This is a genomic window from Paenibacillus sp. FSL H8-0122, assembly GCF_038005345.1.
GTDB lineage: Bacteria > Bacillota > Bacilli > Paenibacillales > Paenibacillaceae > Paenibacillus_AQ.
In genome coordinates, this window is record NZ_JBBOTB010000001.1 from 2,965,231 (window position 1) to 2,984,446 (window position 19,216).

At 53.6% G+C, this 19,216-nt stretch carries 15 protein-coding genes; 3 read left to right on the top strand and 12 right to left on the bottom strand.

The window, feature by feature from the left end; translation table 11 throughout:
• Positions 1–66 precede the first annotated feature (66 nt).
• Entirely contained in the window at positions 67–951 is an 885-nt protein-coding gene (locus NSS64_RS12960; protein ID WP_341140371.1) for a LysR family transcriptional regulator, read from the top strand.
• A gap of 304 nt (positions 952–1,255) precedes the next feature.
• Here the strand turns inward: NSS64_RS12960 and NSS64_RS12965 are convergent, their stop codons facing one another.
• The 9 genes from NSS64_RS12965 to NSS64_RS13005 form a co-directional block, all read right to left on the bottom strand.
• Positions 1,256–4,066 (bottom strand): glycoside hydrolase family 2 TIM barrel-domain containing protein, encoded by a 2,811-nt coding sequence (locus NSS64_RS12965; RefSeq protein ID WP_341140372.1) that lies wholly within the window; start codon positions 4,064–4,066, stop codon positions 1,256–1,258.
• A gap of 11 nt (positions 4,067–4,077) precedes the next feature.
• Entirely contained in the window at positions 4,078–5,679 is a 1,602-nt protein-coding gene (locus NSS64_RS12970) for a response regulator (RefSeq protein WP_341140373.1), read from the bottom strand.
• A gap of 1 nt (position 5,680) precedes the next feature.
• Positions 5,681–7,468 carry a cache domain-containing sensor histidine kinase gene (locus NSS64_RS12975; protein WP_341140374.1) on the bottom strand — a complete coding sequence of 596 codons (1,788 nt, stop codon included), beginning with the start codon at positions 7,466–7,468 and terminating at the stop codon, positions 5,681–5,683.
• Positions 7,469–7,530: 62 nt separating this feature from the next.
• Positions 7,531–9,234 carry a hypothetical protein gene (locus tag NSS64_RS12980; RefSeq protein WP_341140375.1) on the bottom strand — a complete coding sequence of 568 codons (1,704 nt, stop codon included), beginning with the start codon at positions 9,232–9,234 and terminating at the stop codon, positions 7,531–7,533.
• A 63-nt stretch (positions 9,235–9,297) separates the two neighbouring features.
• Complete coding sequence (locus NSS64_RS12985) at positions 9,298–10,194, bottom strand: carbohydrate ABC transporter permease (protein ID WP_340940843.1); 897 nt, start codon at positions 10,192–10,194, stop codon at positions 9,298–9,300.
• A gap of 6 nt (positions 10,195–10,200) precedes the next feature.
• The gene (locus NSS64_RS12990) at positions 10,201–11,094 is read right to left on the bottom strand and encodes an ABC transporter permease (protein ID WP_340940844.1); all 894 of its coding nucleotides are present in this window, start codon (positions 11,092–11,094) and stop codon (positions 10,201–10,203) included.
• Between the two features lie 236 nt (positions 11,095–11,330).
• Positions 11,331–12,311, bottom strand: coding sequence for an aldo/keto reductase (locus NSS64_RS12995; protein WP_341140376.1), 981 nt, complete (start codon positions 12,309–12,311; stop codon positions 11,331–11,333).
• Positions 12,312–12,365: 54 nt separating this feature from the next.
• A complete protein-coding gene (locus NSS64_RS13000; protein WP_341140377.1) occupies positions 12,366–13,847 on the bottom strand; it encodes an Lsa family ABC-F type ribosomal protection protein in 1,482 nt (493 codons plus the stop codon).
• Between the two features lie 299 nt (positions 13,848–14,146).
• On the bottom strand, positions 14,147–14,998 hold the full coding sequence (locus NSS64_RS13005) for an HAD family hydrolase (RefSeq protein ID WP_341140378.1): 852 nt from the start codon (positions 14,996–14,998) through the stop codon (positions 14,147–14,149).
• A gap of 294 nt (positions 14,999–15,292) precedes the next feature.
• Here NSS64_RS13005 and NSS64_RS13010 point away from each other — a divergent pair, with 294 nt between their 5' ends.
• Positions 15,293–16,231, top strand: a complete 939-nt coding sequence (locus tag NSS64_RS13010; protein ID WP_341140379.1) for a hypothetical protein — start codon at positions 15,293–15,295, stop codon at positions 16,229–16,231.
• A 142-nt stretch (positions 16,232–16,373) separates the two neighbouring features.
• Here the strand turns inward: NSS64_RS13010 and NSS64_RS13015 are convergent, their stop codons facing one another.
• Entirely contained in the window at positions 16,374–16,583 is a 210-nt protein-coding gene (locus NSS64_RS13015; protein ID WP_341140380.1) for a hypothetical protein, read from the bottom strand.
• Positions 16,584–16,587: 4 nt separating this feature from the next.
• Here NSS64_RS13015 and NSS64_RS13020 point away from each other — a divergent pair, with 4 nt between their 5' ends.
• Positions 16,588–16,746, top strand: coding sequence for a hypothetical protein (locus NSS64_RS13020; protein ID WP_341140381.1), 159 nt, complete (start codon positions 16,588–16,590; stop codon positions 16,744–16,746).
• Between the two features lie 253 nt (positions 16,747–16,999).
• Here the strand turns inward: NSS64_RS13020 and NSS64_RS13025 are convergent, their stop codons facing one another.
• Together NSS64_RS13025 and NSS64_RS13030 are read right to left on the bottom strand one after the other, a co-directional pair.
• On the bottom strand, positions 17,000–18,154 hold the full coding sequence (locus tag NSS64_RS13025; protein ID WP_341140382.1) for an amidohydrolase family protein: 1,155 nt from the start codon (positions 18,152–18,154) through the stop codon (positions 17,000–17,002).
• The gene (locus tag NSS64_RS13030; protein ID WP_341140383.1) at positions 18,151–19,215 is read right to left on the bottom strand and encodes a pyridoxal-phosphate-dependent aminotransferase family protein; all 1,065 of its coding nucleotides are present in this window, start codon (positions 19,213–19,215) and stop codon (positions 18,151–18,153) included. Before NSS64_RS13030 ends, NSS64_RS13025 begins: the two co-directional genes overlap by 4 nt.
• Position 19,216: the final 1 nt, after the last annotated feature.

Consider the following 19,216-nt stretch of genomic DNA (forward strand, 5'->3'; position numbering starts at 1 on the left):
GTGCGTCTAATTTATTATTTTCATTAAATTCATTAGTAATATTAATATATAAAGGAGGCTGTCTGCATGGAGCTTACACAATTGGAGTACTTTCTGACCGTAGCCCGGCTTGAGCATATGACCTCTGCGTCCAAAGCGCTGCGAATTACGCAGCCTGCTCTGAGCCATGCGATTTCCAAACTGGAGAGTGAACTGGGGGTTCCTTTATTCGAGCGAAAGGGACGCAATGTCCAGCTTAACCGCTATGGGGTTATGTTCAGTTCGCGGGTCGAAGAAGCGCTGCGCAATATCGGGAATGGGGTGCGGGAGATTGAGGAGTCGTCCAATGCGGAGAGTGGAACCGTTCATCTGTCTTATCTGAATATTCTTGGCGTGGACCTGATCCCCTCGCTTATCAGAGATTATCAGTTAGACCATCCGAAGGTACGGTTTGATCTGTATCAGGGGAATCACGGGGATATCGACGAAGCGCTGGATAACGGGACCTCGGATATGCTGATTACGTCCAGAGAGACTACGGCGGAGAATAAGGAATGGATGGTGATTCGCAGATTACCGATTTATATTGTGGTCTCCAGTTCCCACCGGTTCGCCTCGCGTTCCTCACTGAGTCTGTTCGAGCTGTCGGGTGAGCCGTTTGTAGGACTGAAGACAAATTGCGGACTCAAGCACACCATCACCTCCCTCTTCCAAAATACTAATTTCGAGCTGGCCTCTACCTATTATGCTGAGGATCTGATTACTGTGGCAGGGTTCATCAAAGCCGGACTCGGCGTCTCCGTGCTTCCGCAGACGCTCGGACTGATGCTTGACGGTCTGGTCTGGATTCCCATCCAGGAACCGGGCTGGGAATGGGAGGTGGGCCTGCAATGGCGCCGGGACCATTATCTGTCCCCCGCAGCCAGAAGATTCATGGAGTATATTCGGGAGACTGCACCTAAATTGAAGTAGCTGATTGTATTTTCTGCAATAGAAAACGCATAGCTGACCGTAAATTGAGATTCTATTGTATTTCATACAGTAGAATGTTGGGTTTTGGGCGAAAAAGGGCCTTTTTTCAATATTCAATTGTACAGAATACAATAGATTCTATTTCAAAGCCTTTTTTACAGCATTCCATTGTACAAAATGCAGTTACTATCGTTCCGGCCTACAATTTATAGCGCGAAGCCTATGGATTCAGGCGAAATATCTAAAATAAAGAGCTGCCCCAAACCACCGCTTCACGGCTTTGGGACAGCTCTATTAGGTCATTTTAACGAATCAAAGTCTGAAGCTCTTCAATGGTTGCATGGTACTGTGGCTGGAAATCAGCAGAGTTCATATAATTCGCTATACTGGTCAGGAATTGTCTGCCTTCAGGGGTTCCGCTCACCTTAGCGGCATCCAGTGCACACAGCAGCAAGTTACCGTTGCGCACCCGGCACTCCGTGAGGAAACTTAGCTTATGATTACGCTCGAAATTATCGATCGTTTGTACGATGGGATTCCAGCTGCGGTCCGCCTCGTCCATGATAAGCGATTTGGAATGCTGGGCGATAGTCCACCACGGGTAGGTGGAATGGACTTCACTCGGGAAATCGCGCAATACCGGATGCCCGTTATCGATCAACAGGCCCATCGTACCAATTGGAACCGGCCGGTTCATGCTCTCCGAGATCGAACGGAACATCGGGTAGCACCAGAAATCCGTACAATAGTAGCCTTCGATTCCGTTCTGAACCGATTCCGGCTCCGGCATCAGCAGCACGTTACCGCCTTGCTCCAGCAGGGAGACTGCCTCCTCAGACAGCTCTGTGAACACATGGATGCCTTCAACTTCAAGCGGGTTATCACTCTGCTCAGGATATATCCACAAGTCGTAGCTCTTACGGATATCCGTTCCTTGGACCCGGAGCGCAAGCTCCGCACGGCTCATCCGGTCAACCGCCGGAAGCTCAACCGCCAGATCGCATATGTCAATGTAATGGGTTCCGGCAGGAATAAAGGCTCCGGCTGAGCCCGTTGTCCGAGCTCCCCCTTCTACCGCAAGCTCCCAGTGCAGCTCGATGGATTCCGGCATGCCGCTGCGGAAGCAGCTCAGCTCCACATGGGCCTCGAAGGTCTCACCTGCGCCGTAGTTATACTTGGGGAATCTTGCCAGCAGCACGGCATCATTACAGAAGGTTCGCCACTCTTCCGGGCTAATTAGCCCCTTGGAATCCATGAAGGCATCCAGAACACCTACCATCGCTGTGCCTTGGCCGCTAAAGTCCTGGAGATCCAGAAGCTGGAACCCCGCAAGCCGGCGGGAACGGAAGGCAGCCTCTAGCTCTTCCTTGTAGCAAGCGACAGCGAGCTGTCCCGAGCTTCTGAAATAGGCATCGGCCAGATGGCCAAGCCCCTTGCTCTCCAGCCGTTCGCGGAAGAGGATGAAATTCTCCGCTTTGAGCGGGCCCGTATATTTCTCAATCTCCGCGAAATTAGGAAACGTAGCATATTGTCCAATCTCATGCGAAATTACCGGAACCTGCGGTATCCATTCACCGGTTTCACCGCCAGCCTGCACGGTCTTGGCTTCGGTACCGTACTGGATCTGAATTTCACCGCCTGTTGCCGCAGCCTCACCCTCTCCATTCAGTAAATCCGGCGGAACAATCTGGTCGTCGTAATCCTTCATTGTACTTGGCAGCGAGGTCTGGACATGGCCGAGCGGAGCATCGCACATCGCATAGGAGCCTCTGAACAGCCGGTCGCGCGTGAAGCGCACACCGCTGAAGAAATCGTCATGCTCCAGCACCTCCGGCACCCATTGATGGTTATTGGAGCCTTGGGTGTATAACGGCCGGTCATCGAATGCCTTGTAGTCCTTCAGGAATGAATCAATCCGCTCCTTGCTGCCCCATAACTCATTGCCTAGCGACATCATGACGAAGGAAGGATGATTGCCGAACTCCCGCAGGATGGCATATCCTTCGCTGATCAGATAGTCCTGCTCCGCCTGATTATGCCCTTCATCTGTCTCTACTGTAATCGTGCCCCAGAACGGCAGCTCCGGCTGCATATAGATTCCGAGCAGATCCGCAGCGGTGAACGCAGCTTCCGGCGGGCAGCAGGTGTGGAAGCGGTAATGATTGATCCCATAAGACTTGGAGATCCCCAGAATTCGTACCCATTCCTCCACATCGGTCGGAGCATAACCAGTGAGTGGGAAGATCAGGCCGTCATGCTTGCCGCGCAGGAAGGTCTGCTCGCCGTTAATGGTGAACTTATCGCCTTCGGCCCGGAATGACTTGAGCCCAAAGATCACCTCCTGCCGGTCAACGGGAATTCCATCGCTGCCCTTGAGCACAAGGCTGACGGTATACAGATTGGGAGCGAATTCACTCCACAGCAGCGCCTCGGGACCAAGGACATAATCTATAGTGAACGGACCCGGTGCGATGACATATTCCTCTTCCTCTACGGAATGTGTTGTCTCACTATTGAAGCTATTGGCAGATACCGCGAGTGTGGCACCTTGCATGCTCTCCAGCGTTGCCGAGATCCGCACCGAACGTGCAGACAGATCAGACTTTAGCCGGATGCTGCTAATCCGGGCTTCCCCATAGAACTGTAGCTCCATCCGGCCGGTAATCCCGTTCCAGTTGGTCTGGGTGTCAGGCGAGGTCATATGCCCGCCTTTGGTCGGATAGCCGGTGTTGTTCACCCGGATCATAAGCGTATGACTCCCGGGCTGCAGCTCCGGCAGCTCATATACATGCGCAGTGTTCAAGCTGTCACGGCTGCCGATCTCCACGCCGTCCACCCAGAGGGTGGTTAACCGGGTGCGTTCCAGATATAAGCAGCAGCGCTTACCCGCCAGCTCTTCTGGAATCACAACCTCTCTGGAGTACCAGACCGGTCCTTCGAACAGATATTCATCCGTTAGTGCACCTGCGAGAATTTCGTTGTTCTTCGGCCCTTTACGGGCATGGGACGTAGTTCCCGGCAGCATGATTGCATCGGTAAAAGGTAATACCAGTCCCTTACCCTTCTCTTCCAGCTGCAGCTTCCATTCGCCTTCAAGGCTGATCTTTGACAGCACAATTATCACTCCTAATAATGGTAATCTCTAAATTCTTGCGGGGTGGTACCGGTGGTCTTCTTGAAGAGGAAGGTGAAATAGGCCGCCGTCTGAAAACCTACCTGCTCCGCCACTTCGTAGACCTTAATGCCAGGATCGCGGAGCAGCTCCTTGGCCTTATTCATCCGCGTTTCCTGGACATATTCGGAGATCGTCTGGCCGGTTTCTTTTTTGAACAGCACACTTAAATAACTTGAATTCAGATGATACAGCTCAGCCAGCTGCTTCACCGTCAGATTCTCCTGCAGATGATCGGCCAGATGCTGCCGGACCTGCCGGATCAGATGATGCTGCTGTGCAGTCTGCTCCTTCTGCTTATGCTGTGTATAATAGACGAGATATTCCAGAACGGTCTTCCGCACTTCTTCCACTCCAGTGCAGTCAATTAAGCGCTGCCACATCAGAATGTTCGTTTCGGTATCCGTATCCTGATTCCTCTTAAGCTTGCGTGCCAGCTCGCTGAGCAGTCCCATGCCGAACGCCTGCACGTAAGAGAAGGAGATAGGCTCTCCGGCCAGCATCATCTCAAAAGCATGGCTTGCATAAGCCGACGCCTTGCCGTTCTCCCCAAGCTCCAGCAGCCTGACGATCTCAGGAATATACTCCTCACGCAGCCGGAAGTCTTGGTATTCGTTCATCAGATGCCGGTCACAATATACAATCTGCCCGTATCCGGCCAGCCGTGCATCGGCAATCATATGCCGTACCTCTTTATACAGGAGCGGAATTTCCGTCCAGCCGCAGGCCTCTCTGCTGACCCCGACCGTAACGGAAGCATCATATTGCTCCTGAAGCACTTCCTGAATGAACCTTAACTGCTTCTCCAGCCTGGCCCGCACCTGCGGAACCGCTTCCAGCACCAGCACCGCAGTCTCGCCTGCTCCCGCTTTCCCGATATAAGCGCCGGAGAACCCGTCCAGCCCAAGCTTCACCGCATTCTGCAATGCTTCACCCAGCAGAATCTGCTCCTTGGCATCATGGCTATGATGCAGGTACAGACTGTCACAGTCGAACAGGAACAATGTCGCCTGCCACTCGCCTGCCGGAAGATCCAGCAGACGCCGCCATGAATCCAGCAGCTCATCACTGTGAATCCAGCCTCCGGTCAGATCTTTAATGAAGCGCTCCAACAGCACTTCCCGGCTCTCTGTAACCTTCTCTCTGAGCAGGGCTGTTTCCTGCTCCAGCCGTTGTTTCTTCTCAGCTGCTGCCCGGAGAGCCTCCAGCTTCTGTTCCAGCTCCTGCGTCTTGACCGGCTTCAGCACATAGGCCTTAGCCCCAAGCTGAATCGCCTCCTGCACGAATTCAAATTCATCGAAGCCGCTGATGATTACCGTCTGCATGGACTGCTGCGGATAATCAGCCTGGATTCTGGCGAGCAGCTCGATTCCGGTCATCCCGGGCATCGCCACATCGGTAATGAGCACATCCACCTTGTTCTCCTGCAATACCGCGAGCGCTTCCATCCCGGAACGGGCGGTCAGCGGCGGCCTGTAGCCAAGCGCCTCCCAGCGGACATGCTTGAGCAGACCTTGAATCTGCATAGGCTCATCGTCAACAATCAATGCACGCATGTTACCCCTCCTTCCTCTTCAGCTCGGGACGTTCTATGCAGACCGGAATGTGGATGGTTACCGCCGTCCATTCGTCTTCTGCGCTGTCGATTTCAAGGCGGCCTTGTGTGCCGAAATATAGCGCCAGACGGTCCCTGATATTGTTCATGCCGAACCCGTTCCTGCTGCCGCTGTAGGTACCGGCGCGTATCTCTTCGAGCTTCTCCCGGCCAATCCCCTTCCCGTTATCAAACACCTGGATGCGCACCTCATCCCCTCTGCGTTCAGCCGTAATCTGAATAAAAGCATGCTCCCTGGCCGTAATGACGCCATGCAGATAACAGTTCTCAACAATCGGCTGGAGGATCAGCTTGATGGTATAGAGATTAAGGATCTCTGGTTCCACCTCCCATTCCACCGACACTTGGCCTGGGTAGCGGAGCTGCTGGATATCTATATACGCCTTCACATGCTCCAGCTCATCGCGCAGCCGGGTAACATTGACCTGATTGCCCAGTGCCAGCCGGTAAAAAGTCGTCAGCGCATCTATCGTGCGGACCTGCAGCTCGTCCTGCAGATCCAGCGCCCGCCAGCGGATCAGGCTGAGCGAATTATAGATGAAATGCGGATTAATCTGTGCCTGCAGCGCCCGGAAGGATTGCTCACGCTCCTTAAGCAGCGCTTCCGTATGCTCTTCAACCAGCTTCCCGAGCCGTCCGGACATGGAGTTAAACAGTACCTCCAGCTCCCCCAGCTCATCCTTGTCACGGTTCTTCACCTTTACTTCGAAGTATCCTTCGGATATATCTGTCATCCGGTTCCCCAGCTTGCGGATCCGCCAGATGATATTCTTCAGGACAACCATAATCAGGAAAATTGACAGCAGCAGGAAGAACGCAATTCCCGCTGCGATATAATACAGAATCCGTCTGGACTGCTCCTCCAGGCGGTCCAGATGCACGAGTGCGCCAACCCGCCAGCCGGATTTGATCTCCTGTGTAATCAGTACCGTTCCGTTGTTCGTCCGGGTTGTTCCGTCAGCGCTGCCCCAGTATTCACTTAACGAGGAGGAGGATAACGAAGTAGCAATCTCGGACGGTTCTGAGGAGGCGATGATGCGTTCACTGCCGTCGACGATATACATTTCTCCGGCACCGTCAAAGGGATGGTCGAAGGATTCCGCGAACACGCTTTTATAATCCAGCAGCAGATAGACCAGCCCGTGTACCTCCCCGTTGCTGTCTAGGATTTTGTGGGATACGACAAGCTTGTTCCTATCATCCTTGGCATTGGTCCATACCAGATTATCCGGAGAAGATAGCCGCTCTGCATACCAGTCTTGCTCACGCTGTCCGGACAGCATCCGCCCCTCTGGCTTCCACAATAGGCCGCCATCCTGCACCAGCGTATCATTGGTATGGTAGATGCGGAAGTTCTCGATACCCGGAAGGTATTTGCTGGTAAACAGGAAGGATCTGTCCACGTAATTGACGGTGCCAAGCTGTTCTGTGATATCCGTATAATCCCGCGTTATTCTTGAGATCAATTCACCATCTGTCGCTGTCCTAGTGGCTAGGAGGTCATAGCTCTGCTTGCGGAACTCAATGCTCTGCGCGCTCTGGCGTACCGCTTCCCTGATGGTCAGAATATAATTGGCCCGGACGGTCTGCAGCATCAGGTAGCCTGCTCCCGCTGCAAGCAGGACCGTCGGAAGGAATACAATCAGGCCGTAGAACAGGACAATTTTGCCTCTCAGGTTCATGGACCGGGTCATACGAATAATTGCTTTCTCTATGCTCTGTTTGATCATATGGCCCTCCCACGAACTATAAAGGGAGCCCCCCTCACAGGTGAAGGGCGCTCCGGTTTATTTTATTTCTGGCTGCCTGCATTCATTTCTTCCTCATATCTGCTTAGCCACTCGGCCTTGACTTCACTCCAATGTCCGCGTTTCTCCAGCGCTTCCTGGAACCCGTTCCACTCCGCCTCGAACTTGGCATCATCCCCCGCCATCAGCAGCTTAGCCCGGTATTCCTTGCGGATATTCTCCAGCTCCAGGGAGTATTTCTCCCATACCCCGCCCTGCTTAACCTCGATCAGATCATAAGGCTCTGCTACACGGATGGTCCCCATCTTCCCGATGGCTTCGGTGAACTGAATCGTCTTGGCTGCGCCTGCCTTGCCGCCGTCTTCTGTGTTCCACCACGGATACCACTTATTACTGTAGGAAGAGGTCATGTAGAGCTCCGGTGTGACTTTGGATTTCTGGGCGGCATCGCCGGAATTGCGTGCGGTCTTGTACGTCTCATCTGTAAATTTCCACTTGCCCAGCGGCTGGTCCACCCAGTCCCAGTACTTTCCTGCCGGCCCCTCGCTCATTACCTGCTGCTGTTCTGCCTTCGGCTGCAGGCTGTAATCCAGGAATTTCAGAATCGCCTCAAGATTCTTGGTCTTCTGGCTGATATAGACATCATACCCCGGATTCGGGTTCGTGACCTGGTTGATGCCCAGCTTCTCTACCCCTGCAACCTTCGGAAAAGGAATGACTTCATAGAACCAGCCTGGCTCCGTAGGGCCATCCAGCGTCTCCCAGGCTGTAGCGTTGATGTTCCAGAAGCTGCCTGCATTCAATGCAACCCGGCCGGATTTGTTCTTCTCTATATACTGCTCTCCCTTATTGGTTACTACTTCCGGATCAATCAGCTTCTCCCGGTACAGCTTGTTCATCCATTGATAAGCGGCCTTATAATTAGGATTATCATAAGCGAAGAGAAATTCATCCCCTTGCTTCTGAATGCCATTGCCGCCGGTACTGACACCAAACGCGGTCAGCACCGCATTCTCGTCACTCCACCCGAGCGAATCATTAGTGTCCATAAGGAAGGACATGGGGAGCAGTGTTTTGCCGGAGGCGTCTTTCTGTTCAGCGGCTTTCTTCAGGAAGGCCTCAACCCCATCCAGTGTGGACAGATCGGCTCTAGTCATGCCCGTCTTCTCCAGCACATCCGTTCTGACGAACCAGCCCTGCGATGCCCAGCCTGGCCAAGGCGCCTCCGGGTTCTGGTCAAACCAGGTCGGAATCGACCAGATATGGCCGTCCTCGTCCTTCATTAGCTCCAGATACGGCTTCGGGATTGCCGCGAGTCCCGGATATTTATCCGGCATGTCGAAATATTGCTCCACTGGCAGCACCTGCTTGGAGCGCCGCATGGCGCTTTTCACCGTCTCGTTCCGGCTGAAGATCGCCGCATCCTCGAACCCGCCGGTATTGATCTTCAGGTTAAGCGCTGTCATCGCATCGCCCTGTGTGGCCTCCAGCTTGACATCCACCCCCGGCTCCTCTTCCCGCCAATACTTCTGCACCAGACTGTCATTATTGATGGTTGCCGTCCAGCCAAGCCAGAGGTTGAAGCTGGTAGAACCGCTTGCCCCTTGGGTAGTTGCACTCTTATTTCCTGTACCGCTGTTACTTGCCTTCGTATTTCCGCCGCCGGAATTGGAACCGGAACACCCGCTGATGATAGTCAGCAGCGCCGTCATGGCCAGAGCTGTAAGCCGGGCTTGTTTGATTGTCACTAGAATACTCCCCCTATATGGTTATTGTACAGTGAAATGGTTCTATAGCCATTAACTTAGAGATCAGCCCTTCACTGACCCCAGGAGAACACCTTTGACGAAATATTTCTGCAGGAACGGATACACACAGAGAATCGGAAGTGCACTGACCATCACGACAGACATTTTGATCGACATCAGCGTAATATTCTGTAGCTGCGAGCTGCGGGCCAGTGCCTCCTGATTGTTGTTGGAGCCGAGCACGGCCGACAGATCCTGTGCCGACAGCAGCTGCTGCAGGAAGGTCTGCACAGGAATCAAATTCTGTTTCGTGACGAAGAAGGCCCCGGCGAACCAGTCATTCCAGTGGCCCACTGCGGTGAACAGCCCCAGCGCAGCGAGCATAGGCTTCGATAACGGTACGATGATTTGCCATAGAATACGGACCGGTCCTGCCCCATCCAGCTCCGCCGACTCAACGAGCGCTTCCGGGATGCCCTGAATGAACTTCAGCATGACGAACATATTCCAGACGGAGAACAATCCCGGCAGAATATATACCCAGAACGTATTAATCAGGCCAAGACTATTGAGCTGGATGTAAAAGGGGACGAGTCCGCCGCTGAACAGCATTGTCAGCAGAATGTAGCTGAGAATCGTGCCGCGCAGCGGCAATCCCCGGTAGGAGAGGCCGAAGGCCACCAGCAGGGTGACCAGCAGCCCGCCAACCGTGCCAATTACCGTTCTGCCCACTGTAATGAGATAGGAATGCCTGATGGTCTCGTTGCCGAGCACAATCTCGTAATTAATCAGTGTGAAGCTGCGCGGCCAGAGATAGACCCCGCCTTTGGCTGCATCTGCACCGTCATTCAGCGATATCGCCAGCATGTAGAGGAACGGATACAGCACCGATACGCATAACAGGGATAGCAGTACAATAATGATGTATTCTGCTATTTTTTCACCTCGGCTTGCTTTCATGTGCCTTCACCACAGTCCTTCCCCGTTTAGTTTTCTGGATAGCTGATTGGTTGAGACGACCAAGATCAGGCTGATGAGCGAAGACAATAATCCTACTGCCGTCGCCATCCCGAAGTACCCCTGCTGTAAGCCGTTGCGGAGGATATACGTATCCAGCACATCGGCAACACTATGATTGGCAGAGTTCATGAGCGGATAAATCTGATCCATTCCCACTGTAATTAAGCTCGGAATACTCAGAATCAGCACAATGGAGATGGTTGGCATAATTCCGGGAAGGGTTATATGGCGGATCTGTGCCAGCTTGCCTGCACCTTCCACCTTCGCCGATTCATACAGCTGCGGATCAATGGTTGTAATGGCTGCCAGATAGAGAATGGTGTTCCAGCCGGTTTCTTTCCATAAGCCGCTGAAGACAATGATTGGACGGAACCACTCCGTCGAACCCAGGAAGAATACCGGATCTCCCCCCGCCTGCCCGATAAACTGATTGACCAGCCCGCCATCCAGCGTAAGGAAGGATTGCAGAATATAAGCAACAACGATCCAGGAGAAGAAATGCGGCAGATAGCTGACCGATTGGACGAAACGCTTGAATGCCGGCCGGGTCACTTCGTTGATCAGGAGCGCCAGCAGAATCGGGGCCGGGAAGCCGCAGATGAACTTCAGCACCGAAATGTACAGCGTATTCTGGACCACGGTCAGGAACTGCGGGTCTTCCAGGAACGTGAAGTTATCCAAGCCCGCCCAGGTGCTGTCCCAGATCGAGGTCCCAATCTGAAAATCCTTGAAGGCGACCTGAATACCGGCCATGGGGATATAGCTGAACAGAAACAGCAGGACTACCCCGGGTAAGATCATCAGATATTGCCAGCGGTATTTGTAGAATTTGTTGTACAATTGTCTCCCCCCTTGATACTTCTATCATAAAAGGAACTGCCTCCCCCGCCTATATAACAGCGGTTGGATATCTATCGTTCTGATTTGATCTTGTGAAGCGCTTACCAGCTGAGGCGTATTTGAGGGATACAGGCGGATATGGCAGAAGTGGCTATGCAGCAAAAAGCGCATGCCGGATGATACCGGCACGCGCTCAATGGATGAAACTGATGTAGTTAGCTGCTAAATGGAGATTATCAAAGCGCTCCAACGACGGCATGCGGGACGTAATGCTCTTCCAGCCGGGCAATTTCTTCAGCTGTCAGCTGAAGAGATAGCGCCCCCACCGCATCGGTAATATGCGACAGCTTCGTCGCCCCGATAATCGGCGCAGTTACCGGCTGTTTCTGCAGCAGCCAGGCCAGTGCAACATGGATGCGCGGAACTCCGCGCTCTGCTGCAATGGCAGCTACCTGCTCAACAATCAGACGGTCCTTATCGGCTGTAGCATCATATTTGGATCTCTGTACCTGATCCGTTTCCGAGCGCAGCGTAGATTCCGCCCAGTCCCGGGTCAACCGGCCGGAAGCCAGCGGGCTGTAGGGGATGACCGCGATGCCCTCTTCCTTGCAGAGCGGCAGCATCTCACGTTCCTCTTCACGGTAGATGAGATTCAGATGATTCTGCATGGAGACGAACCGGGTCCAGCCGTTCTTGTCAGCAACATGCAGCGCCTTCTGGAACTGCCAGGCATACATGGCGGAAGCGCCAATGTAGCGGGCTTTTCCCGCCTTCACCACATCATGCAGGGCTTCCATTGTTTCTTCAATCGGCGTAGTATAATCCCAGCGGTGAATCTGGTACAGATCGACATAATCGGTGCCCAGCCGCTTCAGGCTGTGGTCGATCTCGCTCATAATCGCCTTGCGGGACAAGCCCCCGCCGTTCGGTCCGGTTCGCATAGGGAAGAATACTTTGGTGGCAATCACCACCTCATCCCTGGCAGTCATGTCCTTCAAAGCCCGTCCGAGCATTTCTTCACTCGTGCCGTCAGAATAGACATTGGCCGTATCAAAGAAATTAATGCCCAGGTCCAGTGCGGCACGGATCATCGTCCGGCTCTGCTCTTCATCCAGCACCCACGGATGCACCCAGCGCTTGGCATCGCCAAAGCTCATACAACCCAGACACAGTCTGGAGACATCAAGGCCGGTATTGCCCATTTTTGTATATTCCATTCACTTGTTCCCTGCTTTCCTGAGAATAGTTTGTATTACGGATTTCTCTTAAGCTTAGTCTAGCAGAACCTGCTTCGTTGCGATATTCGCGCAGAATTCACGGTCATGCTCCACGAACAGGATGGTCGGCGTATATTCCAGCAGCAGCTCCTCGATCTGCATCCGGGAGATGACATCGATGAAGTTCAGCGGCTCATCCCAGATGTGCAGATGTACCTGCTCGCTGAGGCTGGCGGCAATCAGCACCTTTTTCTTCTGCCCGCCGCTGTATGAGGACAACTCCTTATCGAATTGCAGCCGCGAGAAATCAAGTTTCCGCAGGATGGCCTTGAACAGGCTCTCGTCGATTCCCCGTTCTCTGGCATAATCGTTCAGGCTGCCCTGGAGGTGCGAAGTGTCCTGAGACACATAAGAGATAGCCAGCTGGCTGTCCCGCGCGAAGTGGCCGGTATAGCTTATGTCCTCGCCGCAGATCAGCTTCAGAATACTTGATTTGCCTGAGCCGTTGCTGCCGGAGAGGGAGATCCGGTCCCCCTGTTCCAGAGCGAAGCTAACGCCGGAGCATACTGTTGTATCCCCATAGCGGATCGAGAGATCCTCCAGCTCCACCAATTGCTGCTTATGATAAGGAAGCTGTGCAATCTTCAGGCTGTCTGCGCTCTCCAGATTCCGCAGCAGCTTCGACTTCTCGGCGATGGCGGATTCCTGCCGCTGCTGAATCGACTTGGAACGCTTCATCATCTTGGCGGCCTTGTGGCCGACATAGCCCTTATCCAATTTGTTGCCGGAGCTTCGGGTGCCATTCTTGGATTTCTCGACTTCATGCGCCCAGCCGCCCGTTCTTTTGGCAGAGTCCGACAAGCGCTTGATGTCCTTCCGCAGCTTCTCATCCTCCGCCAGCTCGAACTGATCCTGTCTGGACTTGTTCTCCCACCAGCTGCTGAAGTTGCCCTTCTGGATCTCAATATTGGTCTTGTTAATCGACAAGATATGGTCCACACAGTTATCGAGAAAAGCACGGTCATGCGACACCAGAATATACCCGCTCTTCGTACGCAGATAGTCACTGACCAGCTTCCGGCCCTTCGCATCCAGATGGTTCGTCGGCTCGTCAATGAGCAGGAACTGGTTCTCGCGCGCGAACAGAGCCGCCAGCAGCACCTTCGTCTGCTCCCCGTTCGACAGGGATTCAAACGGCCGGTACAGCGTATCCTCGGACACCCGCAGCAGCGACAGCTCTCGCATCAGCTTCCAGTGCTCCATCTCCGGGTCAATCTCCTGCATAACATCCACGGTCAGAGCCCCAGGGTCAGCCACCGCAAACGGGAAATACTCGAAGCCTACCTGTGCGGATATCGTCCCGCTGTATTCATATTTGCCGAGCAGCAGATTCAGGAAGGTGGTTTTGCCGCGGCCGTTGCGTCCGGTGAAGCCCAGTTTCCAATCTGTATCCAGCTGAAAGCTCACATTCTCAAAAATATGTTCGTAAGTGCCCTCATAGGCAAAAGTCAGGTTGCTCACATTAATCAAAGACATACACGTATCCTCCTGTATTTACAAAAATAAAAGCTGCAAGAAGGTTCTCCTCCCGCAGCTCAAATAAACACAGCAAATCCCATACCCGGTCACTTATCTCCAGGCGGACTTGAATAAGGATATTTGGACCAGAGTGAAAAGAGGCAGACCCTTCCTGCATATCAACCATAAATTGCGCGCCACAAATAACGCTTGTTTATTGGTCACATTACGCAAGAAATGTCCGCACGATACTCTTCAACTCCCATCGCTTAATTAAGTGCATTTTAACACGAGTCTTCCCGGAGATCAACCCGCATTCAGATCAGTCCGTACTTCAGGAAGCAGTTATACAGTCCATCGTTCTCAATCGAATCGGTGATGTCATCAGCAATTGCTTTGAGCGGCTCGCGGGCATTGCCCATGGCAACCCCCACCTGGACATATTCCAGCATCTCCATATCATTCAGCCCGTCTCCAATCGCCATACTGTTCTCAAGCGGGATATTCAAATGTTGCAGGACATCGGCAATAGCCGCAGCTTTATGAACGCCAGGCATCATTAGCTCGCCGCTGTTCTCCCCGAAGATCGGGATGGAGCATTGAATCGCCGTGAACCGGTCCTGCAATTCCTCCTGAATCTGTTGAAAGGGCAGGCTGCTCTCCAAGAAGCATACCTTATTGACGTCATCCAGATATAACTCCTCGTCCCCGTAAGTGAGCGTTGCGATATAGGGATGGGGCGACTTCCGTTTTCTCTCCTGCGCCTCGGGGTCATTCAGCAAGTCGCCATAGATTCTGCGTTCCAGATGAGGCTGTAAATGGCGGCTGCCGTGAAGCGCCGTATTGGATTCCAGAATGAAATCGACCCTGTTCGCGTTAAAATAATCGATCAAATGCTTCGCATCCTCCGGGGTCACTTTTTTATGATAAAGCATTTCACCGCCGCTCTCCACATATCCGCCGGCCGCTCCAATCAACCCGTCGAACCCGATCTCCCAGATATAATCATAGATTTCAGCCTTGGAGCGTCCGGTGCACAGGTACAGCAAATGCCCGTTCTTCCGTGCCTGCTGGCATGCCTGCACTGCCGATTCCGGGACTATTCCATTCTCCATGAGAAGCGTTCCGTCAATATCGATGAAAATAATCTTGCTGCTGGTCTGATTCATGTCCTCTTCTCCCCTTTATCTAGTCTTCCACTGAACTATAGGTTATGAAATGCGTTCCAAGTCAAGCGTTATTTCATAAGAGCCGCCCGATTCATTCAATCCGGGTCTGTCTAAATAGATAAGATAGATTGAACTAATGGGTTTTATGTTTTGGGATGTGCCGTGACTCCAGAGAAGTTTTGGACTTCCGGCCGCTGTTGTCAGCAGATTTCATGATTTATACCGTTTTTAAATCCTTAATTTCAATTTATATAGGCGTTGCAGAAAGCATCTTATCCCATTAGGAGGTACATAATGAGAACATTACCAGAAACCTTAGCAAAAACAGCAAGAGCGGTGCTGCTCGGTACAGCGCTGACTCTGACAGGCGGTACAGTGTTTGCAGGGGTTGGTGGACAGCCCGTAGCTGCAGCATCGGCATCGGATGCCCAGGCAGTCTATAACCAGTTCCGCAAATATGTCAGCAATCCCGCCAGCCAGGCCCAGGCACGCAAATATCTTATGAACCATATCTCCAAAGTTGGCTCCTGGTACGGCACGGTCATGACCCTTCAACTGGAGAATGCCCAGAAGGCCGGGTTAGAACGGTTCTCCGAGAAGCTCTATAGTGATTCTGTGCAAAAGGCTCTGTTCGATGCACAAATTAACAACGATATGACCTATACGGAGATCTTGAAGCGGGTGAAGCAGCCTGCCGTCCGCAAGCTCATTGAAGAGGTCTGGGATAAAGGCTATAAGCTGGAGACCAGCGAAGGAATGTATTATGCAGTTATGCATTATGAAGGCTTCAAGGTATTCAAGCCCTATATCAGCAAGGATATCGCCGCGTATATTGATATCATGGCCACGGAGAGCAACAAGCCGTCCACCTTCGACGCAGGTATCGTGATCACTTGGGATGAGCTGATCGGCAGAGCGGCCATTATGAGTGATTACGTCCAGGACTATCCGAAGTCGAACCGGACAGCGGCCATCCGCAATGAAATGTCCTATACGGTTCCCCTAGTACTGCTAGGCTCGGATAACACTCCCGCCTACGATTACGACACTAATGAACTCGACCCCGAGCTGCGCCTGGCCTACGACCACGTCCTGATGGAGGGGCCAGGCGACAATAAGGTGCTGAACATTCTGTCCAAGCTGGTGCCGCTGCTCGACGCTGCCGGGAATAAGAAGACCCCTGAGGTAGAGGCTTACCTCAATCAAGTGGTTAAGCAGTATACGGAGCTGTGAATGGTTACAATTTGAACTGAATGATGCTGGCGGGTGAAAAGCTAGGAGGCTCGGCGGGGCACAATGTGATCGGTTTTTCGATTATATTGGGCCACACGCCTACGTTGCGCCCTAATGTAGTCGGTTTTTCGATTACATTGGCTCACATGCCAGCGTAGCGCCCTAATGTAGTCGGTTTTTCGATTCCATTGGGCCATATGCCAGCGTAGCGCCCTAATGTAGTCGGTTTTTCGATTACATTCGGCCACACGCCTACGTTGCGCCCTAATGTAGTCGGTTTTTCGATTACATTGGTCCACACGCCTATGCTGCGCCTTAATGTGATCGGTTTTTCGATTACATTGGAGCACACGCCTATGCTGCGCCTTAATGTGATCGGTTTTTCGATTACATTGGAGCACACGCCTATGCTGCGCCTTAATGTGATCGGTTTTTCGATTACATTGGAGCACACGCCTATGCTGCGCCTTAATGTGATCGGTTTTTCGATTACATTGGCTCACATGCCAGCGTAGCGCCCTAATGTAGTCGGTTTTTCGATTACATTGGTCCACACGCCTATGCTGCGCCTTAATGTGATCGGTTTTTCGATTACATTGGTCCACACGCCTATGCTGCGCCTTAATGTGATCGGTTTTTCGATTACATTTGGACCACACGCCTGAGTTGCCCCCCAATGTGATCGGTTTTTCGCATACATTCAGCCGGGCCATCAGAACGCAAGAAGGCTGTCCTTTCATCAGAAAGGACAGCCTCTTTGCACATCCGTTACAGCAAATCCTCTTCCTGCGCGCCGGTAATGACCGTAACAATGCTTGTGCGCAGTTGATCAGCATTCTTAGCCTGATACGGATCGGCGGCGTAGATGACGGCATCGGCAATATAGCCTTCCGCAATCCGGCCCAGCTCATGGCCGCTTCCGAGAATCCCCGCCGCGTCTTCTGTAGCTGACCGCCAGACCTCCGACCGGCTCAGGCCATAGTCCAGCAGGGTGTCGAATTCCTGCAGGTTGTAGCCATGCAGCGCAGGCGTAGCGTAATCAGTGCCGAAGCCCAGCCGCACCCCTGCCTCTCTGGCATAACCAAGCGCGATGGCGTGTGCATCGGCTGCCCGGGCTGCGCGTTCACAGATGACCGGCGGCAGCCCCAGCACTCCCTGCGGATCGGCGGCGATCCGGTAGATGGAAGTGGTCGGCACGTAAGCTACGCCGGATTCGGCCAGTCTCCCGGCCTGATCCCAGGTCATGAACATCCCGTGCTCAATAGATTCCACACCGGCCTGAATGGACCAATCAATCGTCACCCCGCCCCAGGTATGCACCAATACCTTCTTCCCGTGCGCATGGGCATGACGGACGATGAAGGCGAAATCCTCCCTAGAGAAGTTCGGCTCCGTAACCTGCTCGGTAGGTGCGCCAAGACCGCCGGTTGCCATGATTTTGACCCAGCATGCCCCGGTCGCGTAGATATCCGTCAGGCGCTTCTCCAGATGCTTGATCCCCTTGGCATCGGCGGCTCCCAGCATTTCACTGCTGGTCTCCACGCGCAGCGGCTGCTGGTAATACTTCACGAGATGCCGGATCGTGGCAGGCAGAATACCGCCGGCGTCGCGGGCTGTTGTTACCCCCGTCCGCAAGGTAGCGGCGAAGGCCTCCGCCTGCATCACCTCAATCTCTCGGGGGTCCCGGCGGAGCTGATCCTCATGGTCGAAGTCGGTCCAGGCCAGATGGGTGTGCAGATCCAGAATGCCCGGACTGATCCATAGCTGCTGCTGCCGGGAGCCTTCTGCCTGTTCAGGTTGCGGACCCGCTTCTGCCACGGCGGTGAACCGCCCGTTCGTAATCTCGATATCGAAGCGTTTCCCCTGGATACCTGCAATATGGATTCCAGTGTATGCCTGAAATTGCGGCTGCTTAAGGATCATTCCGCTTCCCCCCAGACCTGGCGGACGGCCTGCACTGCCGGTTCAGCTTCCAGCTTCAGCAGTCTGGCCAGCGTCTGCACCGCCGCTTCGACACTCTCGCGGCTGGCATTCGTTCCGAAATGATTGACCCGCAGCAATTGACCGAATAATTCCCCGTCCCCGGGAGCTACGATACCGACAGGCTGCTTAATCAGCAGCAGCGGCTGCTCGTCAATCCGGAGCGTGGTCGTCAGCGTAGAGTAATGTCTGCTGTCCTTCTGCCAAGGCACAAGCCCAAGCTCCGAGATCCCGGCGACAGCAGAAGCCGCTGCCCGTTCATGACGCTTGATGACCTGGGACAGGCCCTCCTCGGCAACAGCCTCCAGGGCTTCAATCAGGGCTCTGGCTTCCAGGACCGGGATGTTCGGCGGGACTCTACGCTGCGCTGCTCCATCCGGGGACGGCTGCAGATCCAGCAAGGACAGAATGGAATTGCGCGGAGCCCGTTCGTTCGACTCCAGGAAGGCCCAGCCGCGGGGAGAAATACTGACCGCGCTGATTCCGTTAGGACCGGCGAGCGCTTTTTGCGCACCCATTACAGCGAAATCCACAGCCCATTCATCCACAGAAAGCGCCTCTCCCCCGACAGCAGACACGGAATCCGTTACGGTAATCAGGTCATGCCTCCGGGCCAGCTTGAAGATCTCCTCCGCAGGGTTCGAGCCGCCTGTAACTACCTCTGCCTGCACTAAAGAAATCGCAACCGGCTGATGCAGCTCAATCGCTGCGGCCACCTCCTCTACCGTAACCACCTGGTCGAAGGGAACCTTCACTTCCTTAACGGTGGCCCCGCCGCGTGTAAGCCACTCGCCGAACAAGCTGCCGTAAGGTCCGGTCACTACGTTCAGAATCGTACGTCCCGGCGCAGCAATTCCTGCCGCAACCGCCTCAATGCCTAGAATCGCCTCCCCCGGAATGATTACCGGAGGATGCTGGGTCCCGAATAGCCGGGACAGCTGCTGTGTTAATGTATCCAGCTCAGATAGCGTGAGTGGTACGAATCCTGTATTTTGACGGTTCATA

What these genes read in the sequence shown, in the direction of transcription:
- NSS64_RS13000 (WP_341140377.1), bottom strand. Translation starts at nt 13,847, where the DNA reads ATGTCTTTGATTAATGTGAGCAACCTGACTTTTGCCTATGAGGGCACT.
- NSS64_RS12960 (WP_341140371.1), top strand. Translation starts at nt 67, where the DNA reads ATGGAGCTTACACAATTGGAGTACTTTCTGACCGTAGCCCGGCTTGAG.
- NSS64_RS12970 (WP_341140373.1), bottom strand. Translation starts at nt 5,679, where the DNA reads ATGCGTGCATTGATTGTTGACGATGAGCCTATGCAGATTCAAGGTCTG.
- NSS64_RS12985 (WP_340940843.1), bottom strand. Translation starts at nt 10,194, where the DNA reads ATGAAAGCAAGCCGAGGTGAAAAAATAGCAGAATACATCATTATTGTA.
- NSS64_RS13010 (WP_341140379.1), top strand. Translation starts at nt 15,293, where the DNA reads ATGAGAACATTACCAGAAACCTTAGCAAAAACAGCAAGAGCGGTGCTG.
- NSS64_RS12975 (WP_341140374.1), bottom strand. Translation starts at nt 7,468, where the DNA reads ATGATCAAACAGAGCATAGAGAAAGCAATTATTCGTATGACCCGGTCC.
- NSS64_RS13025 (WP_341140382.1), bottom strand. Translation starts at nt 18,154, where the DNA reads ATGATCCTTAAGCAGCCGCAATTTCAGGCATACACTGGAATCCATATT.
- NSS64_RS12995 (WP_341140376.1), bottom strand. Translation starts at nt 12,311, where the DNA reads ATGGAATATACAAAAATGGGCAATACCGGCCTTGATGTCTCCAGACTG.
- NSS64_RS13020 (WP_341140381.1), top strand. Translation starts at nt 16,588, where the DNA reads ATGCTGCGCCTTAATGTGATCGGTTTTTCGATTACATTGGAGCACACG.
- NSS64_RS13005 (WP_341140378.1), bottom strand. Translation starts at nt 14,998, where the DNA reads ATGAATCAGACCAGCAGCAAGATTATTTTCATCGATATTGACGGAACG.
- NSS64_RS13030 (WP_341140383.1), bottom strand. Translation starts at nt 19,215, where the DNA reads ATGAACCGTCAAAATACAGGATTCGTACCACTCACGCTATCTGAGCTG.